Source organism: Kitasatospora sp. NPDC002551 (genome assembly GCF_040296005.1).
Taxonomy (GTDB): domain Bacteria; phylum Actinomycetota; class Actinomycetes; order Streptomycetales; family Streptomycetaceae; genus Kitasatospora.
Window position 1 is genome coordinate 1 of record NZ_JBEOWI010000142.1, and the last position, 4043, is coordinate 4043.

Genomic DNA, 4043 nt, shown 5'->3' on the forward strand with positions numbered 1-4043 from the left:
CTCGCCGGTCGCCTGGTAGAGGCGGCCGATCAGGATCGGGCCGGGGATCGAGATCAGGTAGCCCACGCCCTGGGCGAAGGCCGACAGCTGGGCCAGCCGGACCTGCCTCGGGCAGAACTTCCCGCCCGCGGCACCGCCGCCGACAGCACCCGCCCACCCGCCGGCACACCACCGGCAGCCGTCCCGCCGACCGGCCCACCCCGGGCCGCTCGCAAGAGCGCGGAGCGGGCCGCCGCCGACCAGGTGGCCTCCCGCTCCGCGCCGCTCAACCGCAGATCACCCTGCCCGCCGCCCGGCAGCCGGCCGCACCCGTGCCGCTGCAGCCAGGCCGCGCTCAACAGCCCCCGGCCCCCTACGTCGATCCGCGATCCCGGGACACCGCTCCCAGCCACCGACCGAAGGAGCAGCATGATCACCAGCCTGGACCGACTCGACATCGAGGGCTTCACCGGAAGCCAGGAGACGGCCATGGCCGAGTACGACGCGGCCGCCCGGCGCTGGTGGGAGGCCCACCCGGACGCCGACCGGAACGGCGAGGAGTCCACCACCGAGGGCCGGCGGCTGCTGGCCCTGATGGACACCACCGCCCGCTACGCCGACGTCCGTGACCGCCTGGCCAACGAGCAGGTCGCCCGGGGTGAGCGCGACCGCCTGCTGGGCGAGGTCGAGCGGCACTGGGAGGCGCTGAGCACCGAGTCCTCCTGGTTCGCCGCCCACCACGCGTACGTCCTCGCGGTCGACGAGGCCCGCATCGCCATCGACATGTGGCGCGAGCGCGCCGAGACGGCCCTGGGGCGCTCGTTCCTCTGCTTCTCCGACCGGGACCAGGCGGCCTACCGGCAGATCCAGGAGGCCGGGCACCCCGAGCTGGAACCGGAGCAGGACGACCTCGACCGGACCCCGGCCGAGACCGCCGAACGGCTGCGAGTCAATCTCGACCAGGCGCACGAGTACCGCGCCGGGCGGGCCGCCGAGACCCTCCGGCTTCAGGAGTCCGGGAACATGCGGCTGCGCGACCAGGTGGAGACGGCCGCCGTCCGCCTGTGGCTCATCGAGGAGCGCCTGTGCCGGCTCGACGCCGCCCAGGACCCGTCCGGCATCGTCGGTGACCTCGCCCCCTACCTCGACGGGCCCCTGCATCCCGACCACATCGCCGCCTACCGCGCCGCCCAGCAGGCCGCCAGCACGGCCGCGCCGGGGGTCTGAGGAGCACCGTGACCACCGCCCTCACGCTCGACGGCAGCAGCCGCTACCACCTCGACGCCGCCTGCCGGGCCCTCGACGGGGCCCGTCTCAGCACCCGTGGCGCCGTCGTCGAGGAGGACTCCGACACCCTCGGCCAGACCCCCTGCTTCCTGTGCGCCGCCACCGCTGGCACCGCCTGGTACGTCACCGAGCAGACCATCGCCGAGCTCTACGAGATGATCGGCCCGGCCAAGTACCACACCAGTGTCGACCCCGGCACCGGCCGCCTGGCGGTCGACGGGCTCACCATCCCCGCGCACGGCGACGCCCCCCGCGCTGTCGCCCGCTTCGGCGACACCGTCCGCCGCCACCCCGACGGCGGCTACCGCGTCCACCCGGCCGTCGGCCATGCGAGCACCCCCTAGTCGACCGGCCGCCGACCCGCCGCACTCGCCGTCCCCGCGCCCGGCAGTCCCCGCCCGGCGGACAGTCCGGGCCGGGCCGCGCACGCAAGCAGTCTCCCGCCCTCCGGGCCGGGAGGCGACCGACACCGTCCCCAGGAGAACGCCATGGCCAGCTCCCTCCCCGAGTCCTCCCAGCCCGCGACCGCCCTGTACCGGGCCGAGGTCGACGTCGCCGACGGCCGCTCGCTCACCCGTACCCTGACTGGTACCGGCCCCGTCGGCGTCCCCGCCGACCAGGTGACCGACGGCGCCGTCGCCGCCGTCCGGGCCCAGGAACCGACCTCCCGCATCGAGGCCGCGCGCTCGCGCACCATCAAGCCCTGACCTCCCGGACCCACCGGCACCGACGGACACAGCACAACGGGGCGGGCCGCCACCAGCCGGTGACGGTTCGCCCCCGCGCTGCTCCACCGAACCCACCCCAAGGAGAAAGCCCATGACGGACGTGCAGGCGAACCACGTCCGGAACCCGTCCGCGTCCCAGGACGGCCGAGGCCCCGGCGGCGGCCAGCCGGCCGTCAACGGCAGGCCCGCGGTGCGCCCGCAGGGCCTGCACCCCGGAGTCTGGGTCACCCAGGCCTACCCGCCGGTCCTGGCGGCCGCCCTCCAGCGGCGCGGGGGCATCCCCGTCGCCGTGCGCGAAGCCGTCCTCGACCAGCTGGGGCACCGCTCCCCCGCCACCCTGCGGGAGCGGATCGAGCGGCGCTGGTGGGCGAGATGGAGCCACCTGCCCGCCGGCGAGATCGCCGAGCGGGCCGATGACATCGCCTACGCCCTGGTCGCCGAGCCGGGCTGCCCGGAGCCCCGCTGCGAGGATGGCTGGCTGCTCGACGCCGACCACGGCTGCCCCCGCTGCCGACCGCGCACGGTCGAGACCGCCGCCGTGGCACCGGCCGGGCCGCCCGCCGCCCGCACGACCGTCGCCGCGGCGGCCGCCGCGATCCGGCAGACCATCCTCACCAGCCGCACCGCCGCGCACCACCGGCAGGCCCGACACGACCAGCGCGCTCAGCAGCACGGCCCGCGACCGCCCCTCGACCGACCCGACGGCAATGTGCCGCAGGCCGCCCAGCCGGAGCGGTCTCCGATCAGCCGATCGCCTGGAGGAAACACATGACCACCGACAACGGCCGTCCGGCCGCCCGACGCGCCGGCCGCCGGGCCCTGCCCAGTGGAAGCCCCGAAGCCAGGACCGGGGCCGGAGCAGGAGACGGCGACGCCGGGGGCTGCCCGCAGTGCCGCCGGCCGAGCACCGTCCGCCTCTGCCCGCCGTGCTCGGCACGGGCGGCGCTGGCCGAGGCCGTCGAGTACCACCTGGCGGTCGCCGTCCTGGTCGGCTGGCAGGACGTCCTGGCCGTAGTCGGCTACGTGCACGACCAGTTCAGCCGGATGCTGGTCGCGGGCCGGGACCGCCCGCGACGGTACGCCCCGGTGCTCTCGCGCGAGGAGTCGGCGGCCAGGGCACTGCGCGACCTCGCCGAGATCCAGGCCCGCAGGCACTTCGTCGAGCACACCGGCGTCGCCCCGCACGGTCCGGTCGACCCCGACCGGGAGTTCCGGATCAGCGGGCGCCGCCTGGTGGCCGCGCTCGTGGCCGAGCAGCGGGCCCGCCGGGGCGCGGCCGAGGCGCTGCTCCAGCAGCGGCTGGCCTACGTGCGCGGCCTGCGGATCGCGCTCGCCGAGCACGGCGCCGATGCGATCACCTCGCCGGTGTAGCGACGTCGGCCCCACGGTGCGCGCGCCGGGCGGCACCCGCTACCGGGCGCCGGCCTTCAGTCGGCAGCCGGCGGGAGGGAGCGCCGGCCCGTGCCGGACCGACGTCACGCCCATGCCCGCCGCCCACCTCCGGAGTACCAACCCCGGGACGGCCGCGCGGGCCCGGGACCAGATCCGCACCACCCGCTCCACCACCCGCCATGTCCGGTGGGCCGATTCCGCTGGAGAACACCGTGTCTGAAACCTCCGTCCCCACGGCCGGCTTGGACCCGGCCGAGGGGCCCGGCGGCCTCGTGGACGCCTCCGGGCGCCCGGTGCCGACCGAGTACCGCATCCCCTGCCCCGGCCACCCGCTCGGCGACCACGCCGCCCTGATCCTGCGGCGCCGCCACACCGACCACCGCGACGCCTGGTGCATCGTCAACCCGGCCTGGCCCGACGGCGGCGAGCACGTCTGGACCGGCAGCCGCTGGCAGTACCTCGGCGATGTCGAGGCCCGGCAGGCCTTCCGCTTCACCGAGGCCCAGGCCCTGGAACTCGCGCCCGCGCTGGCCCGTGAGGAGTCCGCACGGATGCTGCAGCTCGCGGCTCGGTCCCGCGCAGGGTGACGGTGGCCACGGTGCGGCCCCGGGAGTCGACGGCGTAGACGTACGGGCCGTCGTCGCTGTCGTTGTGGGT

General features: G+C 76.4%; 6 protein-coding genes. All 6 read left to right on the forward strand.

All coding sequences use genetic code 11. The features are described 5' to 3' along the window. Window positions 1–408 precede the first annotated feature (408 nt). A complete protein-coding gene (locus ABT093_RS40525; protein ID WP_350572522.1) occupies window positions 409–1206 on the forward strand; it encodes a hypothetical protein in 798 nt (265 codons plus the stop codon). A gap of 8 nt (window positions 1207–1214) precedes the next feature. Further along, complete coding sequence (locus ABT093_RS40530) at window positions 1215–1610, forward strand: hypothetical protein (RefSeq protein ID WP_350572523.1); 396 nt, start codon at window positions 1215–1217, stop codon at window positions 1608–1610. 144 nt (window positions 1611–1754) lie between these two features. Further along, on the forward strand, window positions 1755–1973 hold the full coding sequence (locus tag ABT093_RS40535) for a hypothetical protein (protein ID WP_350572524.1): 219 nt from the start codon (window positions 1755–1757) through the stop codon (window positions 1971–1973). A 112-nt stretch (window positions 1974–2085) separates the two neighbouring features. Then, window positions 2086–2766 (forward strand): hypothetical protein, encoded by a 681-nt coding sequence (locus ABT093_RS40540; RefSeq protein WP_350572525.1) that lies wholly within the window; start codon window positions 2086–2088, stop codon window positions 2764–2766. Beyond that, a complete protein-coding gene (locus ABT093_RS40545) occupies window positions 2763–3365 on the forward strand; it encodes a hypothetical protein (RefSeq protein ID WP_350572526.1) in 603 nt (200 codons plus the stop codon). Before ABT093_RS40540 ends, ABT093_RS40545 begins: the two co-directional genes overlap by 4 nt. A gap of 233 nt (window positions 3366–3598) precedes the next feature. Beyond that, window positions 3599–3973, forward strand: coding sequence for a hypothetical protein (locus ABT093_RS40550; RefSeq protein WP_350572527.1), 375 nt, complete (start codon window positions 3599–3601; stop codon window positions 3971–3973). The last annotated feature ends 70 nt before the right edge of the window (window positions 3974–4043 follow it).